The organism is Sphingomonas sp. Root710 (genome assembly GCF_001429065.1).
Classification (GTDB): Bacteria; Pseudomonadota; Alphaproteobacteria; order Sphingomonadales; family Sphingomonadaceae; genus Rhizorhabdus.
The window spans coordinates 826,399-842,238 of the sequence record NZ_LMIB01000001.1 but is presented as its reverse complement, the minus strand read 5'-3'; the positions used below and the strand labels follow the sequence as shown (position 1 = coordinate 842,238).

Below are 15,840 nucleotides of genomic sequence, written 5' to 3'. Positions count from 1 at the left end.
TTCACCAGATCCGGATGCGATCGGCCGGGGCGAGATACATCGCCTCGCCCGCCTTGACGTCATAGGCCGGATAGAAAGGGTCCAGATTGCGAACCACCCAGCTGCGCTGGACCGAGGGCGAATGCGGGTCGGTCAGCAGCCGCTGGCGGAGATTGGCCTCGCGATAGTTGCGCCGCCACACCTGCGCCCAGCCCAGATAGAAGCGCTGGTCTCCGGTGAAACCGTCGAGGACCGGCGCCTTCCTGCCCTTCAACGCCATATGATAGGCCTCATAGGCGACGGTGAGGCCGGCGAGATCGGCGATATTCTCCCCCTGGGTCAGCGCCCCCTGGACATGCATGCCCGGCAGCGGTTCATAAGCGTCATATTGTTTGACGACCTGATTGGTCAGCGCGCCGAAGCGCTTGACGTCTTCGGCCGTCCACCAGTCGGACAGCCGGCCGTGCATGTCGTATTTCGCGCCCTGATCGTCGAAATGATGGCTGATCTCGTGGCCGATCACCGCGCCGATGCCGCCATAGTTGACCGCCTGATCGGCATGCGGATCGAAGAAAGGCGGCTGCAGGATAGCGGCCGGGAAAACGATCTCGTTCATTCCGAAATTGGCGTAGGCGTTGATTTCCATCGGCGTCATCTGCCATTCGGTGCGGTCGATCGGCTTGCCGAGCTTGTCGAGGCCGCGCTGCCATTCGAAGGCCTGGGCGCGCATCACATTGCCGAGCAGATCGCCGCGCCTGATCTCCAGCGCCGAATAGTCCCGCCACTTGCTGGGATAGCCGATCTTGGGTGTGAATGCCGCCAGCTTGGCGCGCGCCTTGACCTTGGTCTCCGCCGACATCCAGCGCAACCCGTCGATCCGCTTGCCCATCGCGGCGATGACGTTGCGGACCAGCTCGTCGGCGGCCGCCTTGGTTTCGGGCGTGAAATAGAGCTTCACATATTCCTGGCCGAGGTCCTCGCCGATCAGGTCCTTGACCAGCGTCACACCGCGCTTCCACCGCTTCTGGATCTCGGGCGTGCCCGACAGCACCGTCTGGTTGAACGCGAACTCGGCGTCGACGAAGGGCTTCGACAGATAGGGGGCTTCGGCGTTGAGCGCCGCGACGAGCAGATAATCCTTGAGCACGTCGATCGGCGCGGCCCCGATCGCCTGCGCCATACCCGTGAAGGCTGTGGGCTGCGCGACCAGAATGGCCCCCTGGCCATCGATCCCCGCCGCCTTGAAATAGGCGTCCCAGTCGAAGCCGGGCGCGTTGCGCGCGAAATCGGCGCGCTGCCACTTGTTGTAGGTCTTGGTGCTGTCGCGGCTGTCGACGCGGGTCCACTGCACCGTCGCCAGCTGGGTTTCGAAGGCGAGCACTTTCGCGGCGCGCTCGGCCCCGTTCGGCTCGCCCGCCATCGTCAACAGCCGGGCGACATAATCCTGATAGGCGGCACGGGTCTTGGCGATCTCCGCATCGGTCTTCAGATAATAGTCGCGGTCGGGCATGCCCAGGCCGCGCTGGCGCATCTGGACGATATAGCTGTCGGGGTCCTTATCGTCCTGATCGACATAAATGCGGAACGGCGTCGCCATGCCGATGCGCAGCAAATCGCCCATCTTGGCAGCCACTGCAGTCTTGCCGTCAAGCGCCTTGATCGCGTCGAGCGTCGGCTTCAGCGGCGTGATACCGGCGCGGTCCGCCGCCTGCTCGTCCATGAAGCTCGCGTAGAAGTCGCCCATTCGGCTGCCTGGTGCGGCGGCGGCCTTTTCCAATATCTCATGGCTGCGCTGGGTCGAGAGATCATCGAGCACGGTGAACATGCCGAAATTGGAGCGGTCAGCCGGGATCGGCGTCGACTTGGCCCAGTTGCCGTTGGCGAACTCATAGAAATCCTGGCCCGGTTTGACGCTCCGGTCCATGCCCGCGGTATCGAAGCCGAAGTTGCCATAGGTCGGCTTGGCTGGCGAATGTGCGGACGGGCCCTTCGCCGCCGTCATCGTGACGGGAACGATCATGCTGCTCGCCGCAAGGGCGATCAGGAAATATTTCATGGAAACCTCGGTGTATGATCTGACTATGACGGTTGGCTTACCATCAACGCTGTCAGGATCAACCCTCGGGCTGGGCCGCCCGCTCGGCGCGATGACGTTCGCGCAGATGCCATTTCCGCGAAATCCAGGCCTTCCAGAGGCAACCAGACAGGAGATAGCCGACCGCTGCCGTGACCACCGAGATCACGAACAGCCCCGCGATCAGCGCGGGCGCGGCGGAGGACGCCGCCCAGGCCGCCCATTCGGCAAGGCTGGCGCCATGATCGATCATCATCGTCACGGTGCCGAGGTCGGCAGTCGAATGGACGAAGTGGTTTCCGACGATCAGTGAGAGATACAGGATGAACGGCGTGGTCGCAGGATTGGACAGGAAGGTCATCGCAACTGCGATCGGCACATTCGCACGGCAGGGCAGCGCCAGCAGCGCCGCACCGATGATCTGCAGCCCCGGTATCATCAGGAAGATTCCGACGATCAGCCCAAGCGCCACACCCCGCGGCACCGAGCGGCGGGTGAAGCGCCATAGCGACGGTTCGAGCACGCGATGCGCGAAGGGGCGCAGCCAGCGCACCTCTTCCAGCGATTCCCGGGTGGGTGCGTTCTTGCGCCACCAATTGCCGATGCTGTCGAACATCAGCCTCTTTCTCTCAGCAGGCGGCCCTGCTCACGCTTCCAGTCGCGGGCCTTTTCGGTCTCGCGCTTGTCGTGCAGCTTCTTGCCCTTGGCGAGCGCCAGTTCGACCTTCGCCCTGCCCCGTCCGTTGAAATATATCGACAGCGGGATCAGCGTCATGCCTTCGCGCGCCACCGCGTTGCGCATCTTGTCGATCTCGCGCTGGTGCAGCAGCAGCTTGCGGGGGCGCTTCGGCTCATGGTTGAAGCGGTTGCCATGGCTGAATTCGGGCACGTTCGAATTGACCAGCCAGACCTGCTCGCCCTTCACCTCGGCATAGCTTTCGGCGATCGATCCCTCGCCGAAGCGCAGCGACTTCACCTCGGTCCCGGTCAGCGCGATGCCGGCCTCGAAGAACTCCTCGAGGAAATATTCGAAGCGGGCGCGCCGGTTCTCGGCGACGACCTTCTTCTTCTCGAACTCGGCGGGGCGTGGGCGAACCATGAATATGTCTAACGCAAAAGCTGAAGGTTCGTCCCGAGCGACCCCGAACGAAATGAAGGAACATCACATAGGGATTCGTTGCGCCTCACGAAACCCCCGCATGGGCGAGCGCCGCGTCGACCGCCTTGCGGCTGGCTTCGGACGGCCAGGTCATCGGCATGCGCAGTTCCGCCGGGAAATCGGCATAGGTGCGGGTCAGCGCATATTTAACGGGCCCCGGCGACGCGTCGGTGAACAGCGCGCTGTGCAGCGGAAAAAGTTTGTCCTGATAGGCGAGCGCGTCGCTCCACCGGGCTTCGGCGCAGGCCTGCTGGAACTCGGCGCACAGCTTCGGCGCGACATTGGCGGTCACCGAGATGCAGCCGGCACCGCCCGACGCATTGAACGCGAGCGCGGTGTCGTCATTGCCCGACAGCTGGCAGAAATCGGGGCCGCAATGCAGGCGCTGCGCCGAGACGCGCTCCATTTTGCCGGTCGCGTCCTTGATGCCGATGATCGTCTTGATCTCGGCGAGCTTGCCCAGCGTTTCGGGCTGAATGTCCGTCACGGTGCGTGCGGGCACGTTGTAGACGATGATCGGCAGGTCGCAATGTTCGGCCAAATGACCGAAATGCAGCAGCAGGCCGTCCTGGTTCGGGCGATTGTAATAAGGCAGCACCACCAGCGCCGCATCCGCGCCCGCCGCCTGGGCGGACCGCATATGCTCGAGCGCGACCGCGGTGTCGTTCGATCCGCAGCCCGCGATCACCGGCACCCGGCCGGCGGTCTGCTCGATGCAGACCCGCACGACATGATTGTGCTCCTCGATCGACATTGTGGCGCTTTCGCCGGTCGTGCCGCAGGGCACCAGCGCGCTCGATCCCTCGGCGATCTGCCAGTCGACGAAGCCGCGAAAAAGTTTCTCGTCGAACGCTCCGTCGCGAAACGGCGTCACAAGGGCTGGTATCGACCCGCTGAACATCACGCTCTCCCTTCACCTGGAGCACTTCGAGGGCCATAATGGCGCAATGAAGTCTGTCCGAGAAACGACTGCGCCCAATAGGTTCGGGCACCCGCCCCTGTCCAGCCGGAGTCGGCGTCTTTTTGCAGGAGCCGCCTTGCTGGTCTCCACCGCGGCGATCGCGGCGACGGTCGCGCCCGAAATACCGTCGCCCAGCGCGCTGAAATCCCCCGTGGCCGCCGCGCCGGCCTGGCGCGAGGACGTGCTGCAGGGGGTGATCGCCGAGTGGCGGCGCCTCCAGCAGAGCGATTCGCTGCCATTCAAGGATTATGCCGCTTTCCTGATCGCCCACCCCGGCTGGCCGGGCGAGTCGGCGATGCGCCGGGCGGCCGAGCGGCGAATCGACCCGAACAATTATGATCCGGCGCTCGTGGTGCGTTTCTTCACCGGCTTCGCCCCGCTGACCGCCGCAGGCCAGGCGCGCTATGCAGAGGCGCTGGCGGCGACCGGCCGCACCGCCGAGGCGCGCAGCAACGCGGCGGGCGCCTGGACGACGCGGGGCCTCTCCACCGACGATGAAGCCCGGCTGATGGCGCGCTTCGGATCGACGATGACCCGCGCCGACCATGACCGGCGGATGGAAAGATTGCTGCTCGATCGCGCCACCACGCCGGCCGCGCGGCAGATCGCCAATGTATCGCCATCGAAGCAGGCGCTGTTCGCCGCGCGGCTGGCGTTGCTGCGCAACGACGCCGACGTCGACGCGCGAATCGCGGCGGCCGGCGACGCGGTCAACCATGATCCCGGCTATATGATCGAGCGCGCCCGCTATCTGCGCGATCGCGGCGACAGCGTGGGAGCGCGCATCTGGCTCGGCAAGTCGCGCGACCTCACCAGCCCCCCGTTCGACACCGCCTATTTCCTCGACAACCTGCTGAGCTTCGCGCAGGCGGCGAACGCCGACGGCCAATATGACATGGCTTTGGCCATCGCCAAACATGCCGAACAGGCCTTTCCGCCGGGCACCAGGGTCCGCGACCGCCCCTTCGCCGAGCGTGACGACTATACGAGTCTGGTGTGGCTCGCGGGCCGCGTCGCGCTCGACAAGCTCGCCCGCTATGACGACGCGATGGCGATGTTCGATCGCTATGCCCGCGCCGCGCAGACGCCGGGCACCCAGACCAAGGGCTGGTACTGGGCCGCCCGTGCCGCCGAACGCGGCGGCAAGCCCGACTGGGCGCAAAGCTACCTCGCCCAGGCTGCGCCGCATATCGACCAATATTATGGCCAGCTCGCCGCCGAGCGGCTGGGACGCGATCTCGTCCTGCCGCCCGAGCCCGCGCGCGGCGCGGTGTCGGCGACCGAACGCGCAGCGTTCGAGGCAAGCGAGGTGGTCCGCGCAGCCCGACTTCTCGGGCGGACGGGGTCCTGGCAGGACCAGACCGCCTTCATCCGGCTGATCGCCGCCAACGCGAAGACCGACAGCGATCACATATTGGCGGGCGAGCTCGCCAAATCGATCGACCGGCCCGATCTCGGCGTAATGGTGTCGCGCGCCGCGCGCACCAGCGGCACGCCCGATCCGCTGCGGATCGGCTTCCCCGAGGTGCCCGTGCCGCCGGCGATGGCAAGCCACTGGACGCTGATCCATGCGATCAGCCGCCAGGAAAGCCAGTTCGACCGGCAGGCGACGAGCCGCACCGGCGCGCGCGGGCTGATGCAGCTCATGCCCGCCACCGCGCGCGAGCAGGCGGGCAAGCTCGGCCTCGACCATGACCCCGCCAAACTCACCGACATCGGCTATAACGTCATGCTCGGATCGGCCTTCTTCGACCGGATGTTGACCTATTATGGCGGCAACTACGTCCTCGCGATCGCGAGCTACAATGCCGGGCCCGGCAATGTGAACAAGTTCATCCGCGCCAATGGCGACCCGCGCCTGCCCGGCGTCGACGTGGTCGAATGGGTCGAAGCGATCCCATTCACCGAGACCCGCGGTTATGTCCAGAAGGTGCTCGAAAATGCGGTGGTATATGACATGCTCAACCCCGCGAAGGCGCGTGGCGTAACCCGCAACCGGCTGTCCTCCTATCTCGGCAAGGTCAAGCCCGGTTGAGGCCGAGGAACCCGGCTCCATCTGGCAGCGTTTAGCGCCGCGGGGGGGTATAGTTTCCGGCGAAACAATCTCTCTCGCAAAGCCTCTTGTGCAGCGCAGCGAAGCGATGCACCATCGGGCTTGTCGATCAGGCTGATAACGGAGCGATATGGCAGGGGCAGGCGCTTTCGACGAAATCCGGGGCACCCCGGGCGATCCGGCAGGACGGCCCGAATTCGCCCGGCTTTCCCAATGGATAGAAACCACCCCGGCCAGCGAGCTCGATCGCAGGCAAAAGGCCGCCGAAGCGGCGTTCCGGCAATTGGGCATCACCTTCGCGGTCTATGGCGAAGAGGAGTCCGCCGAGCGAATCATCCCGTTCGACATCGTACCCCGCATATTCACCGCCGGGGAATGGGCCAGCCTGTCCGAGGGCCTCGTCCAGCGCGTCGAGGCGATCAATGCCTTCCTCACCGACGTCTATGGCGAACGGAAGATCCTCAAGGACAAGATCGTCCCCGAGGAACTGATCCTTGCCAATCCGCAATTCCGCCCCATGCTTGCGGGCGCCAGACCGCCGCACGGCGTCTTCGCGCATATCTGCGGCATCGACCTGGTCCGCACCGGGCCCGACGAATTCTGGGTGCTGGAGGACAATGCCCGCACACCGTCTGGCGTTTCCTACATGCTCGAAAATCGCGAGGCGATGCTGCGGCTCTGCCCCGAACTGTTCGAGCAGTTCGACGTCAAGCCGATCGACAGCTATCCCGACGCGCTGCTCGAAACGCTGCAGTCGGTCTCGCCTCGATCGCGCGGCGCGGAGGCGACCTGCGTGCTGCTGACCCCGGGCCATTTCAATTCAGCCTTTTACGAGCACAGCTTCCTCGCCGATTCGATGGGGATCGAGCTGGTCGAGGCCGCCGATCTGGAAGTCGACGACGACAAGGTGTGGATGCGGACGATCGAAGGCCGCGTCCAGGTCGACGTCATCTATCGCCGGATCGACGACGATTATCTCGATCCGCTGGTGTTCAAGCCGGATTCGCTGCTCGGCGTGCCGGGCATCATCGCGGCCTATATGGCGGGCAATGTAGCGCTGGTGAACGCGCCGGGCACCGGCATCGCCGACGATAAGGCGATCTACAGCTATATGCCGGAGATCGTGAAATATTATTCGGGTGGCGACGCGAAGCTTCCCAATGTCGAGACCTATCGCTGCCGTGAGGCCGACGCGCTCCAATACACGCTGGAAAATCTCGACAAGCTGGTGGTCAAGCTGGTCGACGGATCGGGTGGCTATGGCATGCTGGTCGGGCCAACCGCGACGAGGGCGCAGATCGAAGAGTTTCGCGCCGCGCTGATCGCCGAACCGCAGCGCTATATAGCGCAGCCGACGCTCGCGTTGTCGACGGTGCCGACGCTGACCGAAAGCGGTGTCGCGCCGCGCCACGTCGATTTCCGGCCTTTCGTCCTGTCGGGCGCCAAGGGTGTCACCGTCACCCCGGGCGGCCTGACCCGCGTCGCGCTGCGCGAAGGGTCGCTGGTCGTCAATTCGAGCCAGGGCGGCGGCACCAAGGACAGCCTGATCCTCGCGGGTCCGGGGGGAGCCGCCTGATGCTCTCGCGGACCGCAAACTCGCTCTACTGGATCGGCCGCTATGTCGAGCGCGCCGAGTTCACCGCGCGGCTGATCGAGGCGACGATCCGGCTCGACGCCCTCTCCCCGCGCCCCGCTGGCCAGGGAGCATGGGACAGTGCGCTGCTCGTCGCCGCCGCCGATTCGGATTTCAACCTGACCGGCGAGACGCGCTCGCCGCTCGCCATCAGCCGTTACCTCACGCTGTCGGCGGGCAACCCCAATTCGATCCGCTCCTGTCTCGATGCTGCGCGCAGCAACGCCAAGTCGGTGCGCACCGCGCTGAGCCGCGACGCCTGGGAAGCGATCAACCGAGCCTGGCTGGGCTTGCGCGGCCGGGCCTCGACCGGCGGCAGCCAGACCACACTGAGCCTGGTAGAGCAGATACGCGCCGAAACCCGCGGTTTCGAAGGCGCACTGCACCGGATGCTGCGCAACGAGGCGTACAGCTTTATCGGCCTGGGTGCGGCGATGGAGCGCGCCGACAACACCGCGCGGCTGATCGACGTCAAATATCATCTGCTGCTGCCCGAGGGCGAGAAAGTCGGCGGACCGATCGACCGCGACCAGTGGACGACGATCCTCCACACCGTCTCGGCAGTCACCGCCTATCGCTGGCTCTACAGCGAAGGCCTCAAGCCCTGGCTCGTCGCCGAACTGCTCTGCCTCAAGCCCGAGCTGCCGCGCTCGCTGATCGCGTCTTCGGAAGAGGTGGTGGCGCATCTCAACGCGATCGGGAAGCGCACCGGCTTGCAGGGCGAAGCCGACCGGCTTGCCCGGGTGCGGCACAATGCGCTCGAGCGGACCTCGATCGACACGATTTTCGCCCAGGGTTTACATGAGTGGCTGACTGCCTTCATCTATGAGAATACCCGCACCCACCAGGCGATCGGGCAACAATTCCGTTTCGGTTGAGATCGAATCGCCATGCGCCTCCTGATCCAGCACCAGACCGAATATCGCTTCACGGAGCCGCAGACGCGCGTGGTGCAGATGCTGCGGCTGACGCCGGGCAGCCATATCGGCCAGAACATCGTCCATTGGCGGATCGACGTCGACTGCGACGCCCGGTTGAAACATGCGAGCGACGGCTTCGGCAACATCATCTCGATGCTCTATCTCGCCGGGCCGGTCGAACGGATCGGCCTGCATGTCACCGGCGAAGTGCTGACCGAGGATCGCGCCGGCGTGGTGTCGGGCGCGGTAGAGACGCTGCCGCCCGCGGTCTTCACCCGGCCCACCGATCTGACCGCCGCGGATGACGCGATCGCCGCGATCGCCCGGGAGCATGGCGGCGGTTCCGACGACGCGCTGACCCGCGCCCACCGCCTGACCAGCGCCGTTCATGGCCTGATCCGCTGCCGGGCGGAGCGCAGCACCGACGTCCGCAAGGCGAGCGAGATCGTCGCCGCCGCCTCGGGCTGCAGCATGGATGTGGCGCATGTTCTTGTGGCGGCCGCGCGCGCCGCCGGTTTCGCGGCGCGCTTCGTGACCGGCTATATCTACAGCGGCAAGGCCGCCAGCGCCCAGACGCAGGCACCGCATTTCTGGGCGGAGATCGACGTGCCGGGCTATGGCTGGATCGGCTTCGATCCCGCCAACGATCATTGCCCCGACGAGCGCTATATAAGGGTCGCCAAGGGGCTGGATTTCCGGGATGCCGCGCCTATCTCGGGCGCACGCGTGGGCGGCGGCCACGAGGTTCTGAACATCGGCATCGATGTGACGCTCTCTCAGGGGCAGGTCCAGGCCTGAACGATGGACGGCCGCCACAAGGCCGCCTATCTGCACCATGGTTGTTTTTCGGGATTGTGATCACCGCATGAAGCTCGTTCGGGGCATCTGGAAATTGCTGGTCGGGATCAAGGACGCGCTCGTCCTGGTCGCGATGCTCATCTTCTTCGCGGCGCTGTTCTTCGCGCTGTCGATCAAGCCCAACACGGTGCTGCCTACCTCCGGTGCGCTGGTGGTCGATCTCAGCGGCACGCTGGTCGAGCAACCGGCCGATACCGACACGCTGGGCCTGATCACGGGCAAGGACGGCTTCACCCGCGAAACCCGGCTGCGCGATCTCGAACGGTCTCTGCAAGCCGCCGCGACGTCGGGTGCGGTGAAGGCGGTCGTGCTGGATCTCGACGCCTTCATGGGCGGCGAACAGGCCACCCTCGCCGCGGCAGGCAAGGCGATCGACACGGTGCGCGCCGCGGGCAAGCCCGTCTTCGCCTATGCGACCGGCTATAGCGACGATGGCTATCTTCTCGCCGCACATGCCAATGAAATCTGGCTCAATCCGCTGGGCGGGGTGATCCTCGTCGGGCCGGGCGGATCGCAGCTCTATTATAAGGGGCTGATGGACAAGCTCGGCATCACCGCCAAGATCTACCGGGTAGGCACCTTCAAATCGGCGGTCGAGCCCTTCATGCGCAGCGACCAGTCCCCCGAAGCCCGCGCGGCCAATCAGGCGCTGGCCAATGCGCTGTGGGCGAGTTGGCAGGCCGATGTCGGCAAGGCGCGTCCGAAGGCCAAGCTCGCCGCCTACATCAACGCGCCGGCAGCGGCGGTCGCCGCGGCGGGCGGGCAGATGTCGCAGGCGGCGCTGCGCAACGGGCTGGTCGACAAGCTGGGTGATCGCAACGCCTTCAACTCGCGCATCGCCGCCATCGCGGGCGATGCGGACGATGGCGGGATCAACGATTTCAAGGCGATCCCACTCGAGGACTGGGCGGCGGCGCATCCCGAGAGATCGAGCGGCCCGGCAATCGGCGTGCTTACCGTCGCGGGCGACATCGTCGACGGCGAGGCGCCATCGGGCACAGCGGGGGGATGGACCGTCTCCAACCTGCTGCTCGACGAACTCGCGCGCAAGCGGATCAAGGCGCTGGTGGTGCGGATCGATTCCCCCGGCGGATCGGTGACCGGGGCCGAGCAGATCCGCTCGGCGATCGCCCAGGCGCGCGGTCTCGGCCTTCCCGTCGTCGTCTCGATGGGCGGGCTGGCGGCGAGCGGCGGCTACTGGATCGCCACCCCGGCGCAGCATATCTTTGCCGACCCGGCGACGATCACCGGATCGATCGGCGCGTTCGGCATATTGCCGACCTTCGAAGGCTCGCTCGCCAAGCTCGGTCTCTCCGCGGATGGCGTGAAGACCACGCCGCTTTCGGGCGAGCCCGACGTTTTCCGGGGCACCTCGCCCCAATTCGACGCTCTGATGCAGGGCTCGATCGAGGATATCTACCGCCGCTTCATCACCCAGGTTGCGCAGTCGCGCAAGTTGCCGGTCGAGCGGGTCGAACAGATCGCCGAGGGACGTGTCTGGGCTGGCGCGAGCGCGCGGCAGATCGGGCTGGTCGACGGCTTCGGCACGGTCGACGACGCCGTTGCCTATGCCGCAAAGCTCGCCAAGGTCGATCCCGCCAAGGCGCGCCCGCTCTACATCGAAAAGCAGCTGTCGCCGTGGAAGCAGATGTTCAAGTCGCTCGTCGCGCCCAATGAGGAGGGAGAACAGGCAACCCGGCGTGGCGATGCCTGGGCGATCGCCGCGGGGCGGCCCGAACGCACGCTGGTCCGGGCGCTCGCCGATGCGCAACGCATCCTGACCGGGGCCACCATCCAAGTGCGCTGTCTGGAATGCGCCGGCATGGGCGCCCCGCCCCGCCCGGGCGACGAAAGCGCCGCGCGCCGTCTGCTGGCCTGGGCGATGCGGTGACGATCCGGCCGGTCCGGCGCGAGGATGCTGAGGCGATCGCGGCGATCTACGCGCATTATGTCCGCAACAGCGTCATCACCTTCGAGCTCGATCCGCCCGATGCCGCGACGATGGCGGCGCGGATCGGCAGCCTGCTCCCGCTCTATCCATATCTGGTCTTCGAGCGCGACGGCGCGGTGCGCGGCTATGCCTATGCCGGGCGGCTCTACGATCGTGCCGCCTATCGCTGGGTCGCCGAGGCGACCGTCTATGTCGCGCACGACCAGCGCGGGCAGGGGATCGGCCGCGCGCTGTACAGCGAACTGATCGCGTCACTGACCGCGCAGGGTTTCCAGTCGGTGATCGGCAAGATCACCCTGCCCAATCCGTCCAGCACGCTGCTGCACGAGGCGTTCGGCTTCCGCCAGACCGGGCTGCTGAGCGGCGTCGGCTACAAGCAGGGCACGTGGCACGATGTCGGCATCTATCAGCTCGACATCGGCCCGCGATCGTACAGCCCGGAAGAACCCCGGCCCTTCCTGACCTAGCCGAAGCGCGCAGTGCACATCTTCATGACCTCGGCGGGTGCGCCGAGCCGGGTCATCTTGACCAGTGCGCCCTGCTTGAGGTCGAGCGTCTTTTCATAATCGCCCGCCCCGCGCGCATTGATCGACTTGCCGATCGATCCATCGAGATTGCGCTTCATCTGCTGGAAGGCGGCGAAGCGCTCCTGCGCCTTCGGATCGGTCGTCGTGACGGTCTTCACCAGGAAATCGGCCATGGCGTAACAGCCTAGCTGCGCATCGAAGCGTGCCTCGGGCAACGCGATGCCGCTCGTCTTCTTCACTTCGGGGAAGGCCTGATCGCAGGGGGCGACGAGATCCTGCCACTTTCCGTTGGTGATATTGGCCTCGACCTCGCTCATCCGGCTGACGACCGCCGAGGCGGTCTTGGTCGAGAAACCGTCGCCATCGATCCCGGTGAGCATGGCGTAGTGGATGATCCGTGTCTGGGCGTCGAAATCCAGGTCACCCTTTGCGTTCGGGTTCTGCTGCCGCGCATTCGCCGCGCTCACCACCGCGCAGGTCGCGGCCTTGTCGACCGGATCGGCCGGCAGCGCCAATTGCTTGGGTCCGCAGGCGGACAGCATCAGCGCGCTTGCCGACACCAGGAACATCGCACTCCGCATCATCACTCCTCGATCCAACGTCCACCATTGTACGTTCCGGCCCGCATAGGGGTTCCCTACCCTTTGCGATAGCAACATGTCGCTAAGGTGAACGGCGGTCAGTCGCGATATGCCGGAAGCGCGAGCCCGCGGGTGATGGCGAAGGCGCGCAGCGCGAACCCGGCTGCCGCCGCGATGCCGGCCGCCGGCAGCACCGGCGCGCCGGCCATCATCAGCAGGACGAACAAGCCCGAGGCCAGCGCCGCCGCCGTCACATAGATTTCGGGCCGCAGCAGGATCGACGGCTCGCCCGCCAGCACATCGCGGATCACGCCGCCCATGCAGGCGGTGACGACGCCCATCATAGCAGCGCCGAGCGGCGGCACCCCATAGGCCAGCGCTTTCCAGGATCCGAACACCGCATAGGCGGCGAGACCCGCACCGTCGAACCATTCGAGCGCGTTGACCGGCCAGACCCGCCGAGGCGTCAGCCACACAGCGAGCGCAGCGACCAGGCAGACCGCCAGCGCACGATTGTCATAGATCCAGAAAACCGGCGCTCCGATCAGCAGGTCGCGCAGCGTGCCGCCGCCGGTGCCCGTCACCGCGGCGAAGAACAGGAAGGTCACGATCGTCTGCCCCCGCCGCGCCGCCGCGAGCGCGCCGCTGACCGCGAAGATCGCGATTCCCGCAATATCCAGCAACGGCAGGACGGAGCGCGCCATCATGAGATCGGGAAGCTGCATGACCCCGCATGTGCGCCATATCGGCGAGTGCTTTCAAGATGGCTATATGACGTGCGAAGGGGCCATCGCGGCCGATCGTTTCCCCTCCCTTGAAAGCCTCGCTGAAAATGTTGACTATACATTATGAGTGAATCGCGCCCCTCGATCCGAATCCGCACCGTCCGGGAAGTCGATGTCGACGCGCTGCTGGTGCTTGCCGAAAGCGCGGGGCCGGGCTTCACCAACCTGCCGCCCGACCGCGCGTCGATCGCCGATCGTATCGCCCGCAGCACCGCTTTGCTGGACGGCGCGCAGCTTGGCGGCGCGATCATCCTCGTATTGGAGATCGACGGTCGGGTGCGGGGCTGCGGCATGGTGTTTCCGCGCCTCGGCGTAGACTGGCCCTTCTACAGCTACAGGATCAGCTATACGACGCAGCGTTCGAGCATCGACGGCAAGATGGTCCGCTTCCCCGTGCTGACGCTGACCAACGATCTCGAGGATTGCGCCGAAGTCGGCGGGCTGATGATCGATCCGACGCTGCTCGGCGGCGGCTATGGCCGGATGATCGCGCGCAGCCGTTATCTGTTCATTGCCGCGCACCGCAAGACTTTCGGCCGGCGCGTCCTCGCCGATCTGCGCGGCTGGTCGGACAAGGGCCAGTCGCCGTTCTGGGACGCCGTCGGCGGGCGCTTCTATGCGATGAGCTTCGCCGAGGCCGACCATATTTGCGGCACTACCGGCAACCAGTTCATCGCCGACCTGGGCCCGCGCGCGCCGATCTACGTCAACATGCTGTCCGAAGACGCCCAGCGGGTGATCGGCAGGGTACATGACGACGGCCGCAAGGCGCTCAGCCTGCTGATCGAGGAAGGTTTTCGCGACGAAGGCTATGTCGACATCTTCGACGCGGGGGTGACGATGGTCGCCACCATCGACGATCTTCGCGCGATCCGCGATTTGCGCCATGCGAGCCATGCGGGCACCGATGATGGCGACGTGCTGCGCGATCATCTCCTCACCAGGGGCAATGGGCCGGGCTTTTGCTGCACGCTCGGTTCGATCGAAACCGCAGGAGGACAGGCGGTGACCGACCCCGCGAGCGCCGCGATACTCGGCCTCTCCGAAGGCGACCGCTTCTCTTATCTGGCGCTATGATGACGATGGAAATCAACTTCGACGGCCTGATCGGGCCCATGCACAATTATGCCGGACTGTCCGCCGGCAATGTCGCGAGCGCCAGCAATGCGGGCGCGGTGTCGCAACCGCGCGCCGCCGCCTTGCAAGGCCTCGCCAAGATGAGGCGGCTGATGGACCTCGGCCTGACGCAGGGCTTCATTCCCCCGCCCCGCCGCCCCGCGGCCGCAGCATTGCGCGCGCTGGGCTTCAGGGGAGACGACCAGGCGGTGCTGGTGCGCGCCGCCACCGAGGATCCCGTGCTGTTCAACAATGCCTGCTCGGCCTCGGCGATGTGGGCGGCCAATGCTGCAACTGTTATCGCGGGCGCAGACAGTGGCGATGGCCGCGTCCACCTCGTCACCGCCAATCTTTCGACCATGCTGCACCGGAGCTTCGAAGCCCCCGACACCTATGCGATGCTGCGCACCATCTTCCGCGACGACCGCCATTTCGCGGTACATCCGGCGCTGCCGGGGACGCAGCATTTCAGCGACGAGGGCGCAGCAAATCATATGCGGCTGACACGCCGTCATGGCGAGCGCGGGCTGAACGTCTTCGTGCATGGCGCGGCGCGGGGCAGCCGCTATCCCGAGCGGCAGGCCCGCCGCGCGGGCGAAGCGGTGTCACGGATCGCCGGGATCGAGGGCTTCCACACGCTGCAATCACAGGCGGCGATCGAGGCGGGTGCCTTCCACAATGACGTCGTCGCAGTCGCGAACGAGAACGTCCTGCTCGCCCATGCCGCGGCGTTTGAGGACCGTGACGGCCTGTTCGCTGCAGCGGCGCGCGCGGTGCCCGATTTCGTGCCGGTCGAAGTCGACAGCATCACCCTCGAAGACGCGATTGGCTCCTATCTGTTCAACTCGCAACTCGTCACCCTGCCCCATGGCGGGATGGCACTGATTCTGCCCGGTGAGGCGTGCGAAAACAGCCGTGTCTGGCAGGCCGTCGAAACGATCGTCGCGGGCAACAACCCGATCGCCGAAGCGATCGTCGTCGACGTACGCGAAAGCATGCGCAATGGCGGCGGCCCCGCCTGCCTGCGCCTGCGCGTGCCGGTGAGCGATGCGGCGCGCGGCGGCATCGATCCGCGTTTCATGCTCGACGAACGCCGCTGGGCCGCGCTCAACGAACTGGTCGAACGCCACTGGCCCGAGCGGATCGACGCCCGCGACCTTGCCGATCCCGCGCTGTGGGAAACCGCGTTCGCCGCGCATGACGCGCTCGACGCGCTGCTCCGCTCCATTTGAACTTGGCGCACG

At 66.0% G+C, this 15,840-nt stretch carries 15 protein-coding genes; 9 read left to right on the top strand and 6 right to left on the bottom strand.

What is annotated here, in order from left to right; genetic code table 11:
• Position 1 precedes the first annotated feature (1 nt).
• From ASE00_RS03895 to dapA, 4 genes are all read right to left on the bottom strand, one after another.
• Positions 2-2,035, bottom strand: a complete 2,034-nt coding sequence (locus ASE00_RS03895) for a M13 family metallopeptidase (RefSeq protein WP_056377859.1) — start codon at positions 2,033-2,035, stop codon at positions 2-4.
• A 58-nt stretch (positions 2,036-2,093) separates the two neighbouring features.
• Positions 2,094-2,669 carry a DUF2062 domain-containing protein gene (locus ASE00_RS03890; RefSeq protein ID WP_056377858.1) on the bottom strand — a complete coding sequence of 192 codons (576 nt, stop codon included), beginning with the start codon at positions 2,667-2,669 and terminating at the stop codon, positions 2,094-2,096.
• Complete coding sequence (smpB, locus tag ASE00_RS03885; RefSeq protein WP_056377857.1) at positions 2,669-3,151, bottom strand: SsrA-binding protein SmpB; 483 nt, start codon at positions 3,149-3,151, stop codon at positions 2,669-2,671. The genes ASE00_RS03890 and smpB overlap by 1 nt, the downstream gene beginning before the upstream one ends.
• 85 nt (positions 3,152-3,236) lie before the next feature.
• Positions 3,237-4,112, bottom strand: coding sequence for a 4-hydroxy-tetrahydrodipicolinate synthase (gene dapA, locus ASE00_RS03880; protein WP_056377856.1), 876 nt, complete (start codon positions 4,110-4,112; stop codon positions 3,237-3,239).
• A 136-nt stretch (positions 4,113-4,248) separates the two neighbouring features.
• Between dapA and ASE00_RS03875 the strand changes: the two genes are divergently transcribed.
• The 6 genes from ASE00_RS03875 to ASE00_RS03850 all read left to right on the top strand — a co-directional run bounded on the left by ASE00_RS03875 (position 4,249) and on the right by ASE00_RS03850 (position 12,054).
• Positions 4,249-6,207 carry a lytic transglycosylase domain-containing protein gene (locus ASE00_RS03875; protein ID WP_235538534.1) on the top strand — a complete coding sequence of 653 codons (1,959 nt, stop codon included), beginning with the start codon at positions 4,249-4,251 and terminating at the stop codon, positions 6,205-6,207.
• A gap of 148 nt (positions 6,208-6,355) precedes the next feature.
• The gene (locus ASE00_RS03870) at positions 6,356-7,801 is read left to right on the top strand and encodes a circularly permuted type 2 ATP-grasp protein (protein WP_056377854.1); all 1,446 of its coding nucleotides are present in this window, start codon (positions 6,356-6,358) and stop codon (positions 7,799-7,801) included.
• Complete coding sequence (locus tag ASE00_RS03865) at positions 7,801-8,736, top strand: alpha-E domain-containing protein (protein WP_056377853.1); 936 nt, start codon at positions 7,801-7,803, stop codon at positions 8,734-8,736. Before ASE00_RS03870 ends, ASE00_RS03865 begins: the two co-directional genes overlap by 1 nt.
• Positions 8,737-8,748: 12 nt before the next feature.
• A complete protein-coding gene (locus ASE00_RS03860; protein ID WP_056377852.1) occupies positions 8,749-9,576 on the top strand; it encodes a transglutaminase-like domain-containing protein in 828 nt (275 codons plus the stop codon).
• A gap of 67 nt (positions 9,577-9,643) precedes the next feature.
• A complete protein-coding gene (gene sppA, locus ASE00_RS03855; RefSeq protein ID WP_056377851.1) occupies positions 9,644-11,527 on the top strand; it encodes a signal peptide peptidase SppA in 1,884 nt (627 codons plus the stop codon).
• Positions 11,524-12,054, top strand: a complete 531-nt coding sequence (locus ASE00_RS03850; RefSeq protein WP_235538533.1) for a GNAT family N-acetyltransferase — start codon at positions 11,524-11,526, stop codon at positions 12,052-12,054. The genes sppA and ASE00_RS03850 overlap by 4 nt, the downstream gene beginning before the upstream one ends.
• On the opposite strand, the gene ASE00_RS03845 is transcribed toward ASE00_RS03850, so the two are convergent.
• Together ASE00_RS03845 and ASE00_RS03840 are read right to left on the bottom strand one after the other, a co-directional pair.
• Positions 12,051-12,695: a hypothetical protein gene (locus ASE00_RS03845; RefSeq protein WP_235538532.1), complete on the bottom strand. Its 645-nt coding sequence runs from the start codon at positions 12,693-12,695 to the stop codon at positions 12,051-12,053. The two genes, ASE00_RS03850 and ASE00_RS03845, sit on opposite strands and share 4 nt — an antisense overlap.
• A 98-nt stretch (positions 12,696-12,793) precedes the next feature.
• Positions 12,794-13,420, bottom strand: coding sequence for a trimeric intracellular cation channel family protein (locus tag ASE00_RS03840; protein WP_056377849.1), 627 nt, complete (start codon positions 13,418-13,420; stop codon positions 12,794-12,796).
• Here ASE00_RS03840 and ASE00_RS24210 point away from each other — a divergent pair.
• From ASE00_RS24210 to ASE00_RS03830, 3 genes are read left to right on the top strand one after another with little or no spacing between them, the layout of a single operon-like run.
• Positions 13,419-13,547: a hypothetical protein gene (locus ASE00_RS24210; protein WP_268801337.1), complete on the top strand. Its 129-nt coding sequence runs from the start codon at positions 13,419-13,421 to the stop codon at positions 13,545-13,547. The two genes, ASE00_RS03840 and ASE00_RS24210, sit on opposite strands and share 2 nt — an antisense overlap.
• Positions 13,544-14,557 carry an arginine N-succinyltransferase gene (locus ASE00_RS03835; RefSeq protein WP_056377848.1) on the top strand — a complete coding sequence of 338 codons (1,014 nt, stop codon included), beginning with the start codon at positions 13,544-13,546 and terminating at the stop codon, positions 14,555-14,557. The genes ASE00_RS24210 and ASE00_RS03835 overlap by 4 nt, the downstream gene beginning before the upstream one ends.
• Positions 14,554-15,828 (top strand): N-succinylarginine dihydrolase, encoded by a 1,275-nt coding sequence (locus tag ASE00_RS03830; protein WP_056377847.1) that lies wholly within the window; start codon positions 14,554-14,556, stop codon positions 15,826-15,828. The genes ASE00_RS03835 and ASE00_RS03830 overlap by 4 nt, the downstream gene beginning before the upstream one ends.
• Positions 15,829-15,840: the final 12 nt, after the last annotated feature.

Excerpts from the sequence above, each read along its gene's own strand:
- ASE00_RS24210 (WP_268801337.1), top strand. The coding sequence starts at position 13,419 with ATGACCCCGCATGTGCGCCATATCGGCGAGTGCTTTCAAGATGGCTAT.
- smpB (WP_056377857.1), bottom strand. The coding sequence starts at position 3,151 with ATGGTTCGCCCACGCCCCGCCGAGTTCGAGAAGAAGAAGGTCGTCGCC.
- ASE00_RS03830 (WP_056377847.1), top strand. The coding sequence starts at position 14,554 with ATGATGACGATGGAAATCAACTTCGACGGCCTGATCGGGCCCATGCAC.
- ASE00_RS03870 (WP_056377854.1), top strand. The coding sequence starts at position 6,356 with ATGGCAGGGGCAGGCGCTTTCGACGAAATCCGGGGCACCCCGGGCGAT.
- ASE00_RS03895 (WP_056377859.1), bottom strand. The coding sequence starts at position 2,035 with ATGAAATATTTCCTGATCGCCCTTGCGGCGAGCAGCATGATCGTTCCC.
- ASE00_RS03845 (WP_235538532.1), bottom strand. The coding sequence starts at position 12,695 with ATGCGGAGTGCGATGTTCCTGGTGTCGGCAAGCGCGCTGATGCTGTCC.
- ASE00_RS03835 (WP_056377848.1), top strand. The coding sequence starts at position 13,544 with ATGAGTGAATCGCGCCCCTCGATCCGAATCCGCACCGTCCGGGAAGTC.
- dapA (WP_056377856.1), bottom strand. The coding sequence starts at position 4,112 with ATGTTCAGCGGGTCGATACCAGCCCTTGTGACGCCGTTTCGCGACGGA.
- ASE00_RS03890 (WP_056377858.1), bottom strand. The coding sequence starts at position 2,669 with ATGTTCGACAGCATCGGCAATTGGTGGCGCAAGAACGCACCCACCCGG.
- ASE00_RS03865 (WP_056377853.1), top strand. The coding sequence starts at position 7,801 with ATGCTCTCGCGGACCGCAAACTCGCTCTACTGGATCGGCCGCTATGTC.
- ASE00_RS03840 (WP_056377849.1), bottom strand. The coding sequence starts at position 13,420 with ATGCAGCTTCCCGATCTCATGATGGCGCGCTCCGTCCTGCCGTTGCTG.
- ASE00_RS03860 (WP_056377852.1), top strand. The coding sequence starts at position 8,749 with ATGCGCCTCCTGATCCAGCACCAGACCGAATATCGCTTCACGGAGCCG.
- sppA (WP_056377851.1), top strand. The coding sequence starts at position 9,644 with ATGAAGCTCGTTCGGGGCATCTGGAAATTGCTGGTCGGGATCAAGGAC.